The 315-nt window shown below is 52.1% G+C and carries 1 rRNA gene; it reads right to left on the minus strand.

The features are described from left to right. A 23S ribosomal RNA gene (locus L687_RS43045) occupies positions 1–315 on the minus strand; the annotation flags it as partial.

Here is a 315-nt window from a genome sequence, read left to right on the forward strand (position 1 = left end):
GTATAAGAGACAGCCTCCTGGTTGTCAAGGCAACTCCACATCCTTTCCCACTTAGCACGCGCTTTGGGACCTTAGTTGGTGGTCTGGGTTGTTTCCCTCTCGACTATGAAGCTTATCCCCCACAGTCTCACTGCTGCGCTCTCACTTACCGGCATTCGGAGTTTGGCTGACGTCAGTAACCTTGTAGGGCCCATCGGCCATCCAGTAGCTCTACCTCCGGCAAGAAACACGCAACGCTGCACCTAAATGCATTTCGGAGAGAACCAGCTATCACGAAGTTTGATTGGCCTTTCACCCCTATCCCTGTCTCTTATA

Source organism: Microbacterium maritypicum MF109 (assembly GCF_000455825.1).
In the GTDB taxonomy this organism is placed as follows: domain Bacteria; phylum Actinomycetota; class Actinomycetes; order Actinomycetales; family Microbacteriaceae; genus Microbacterium; species Microbacterium maritypicum_A.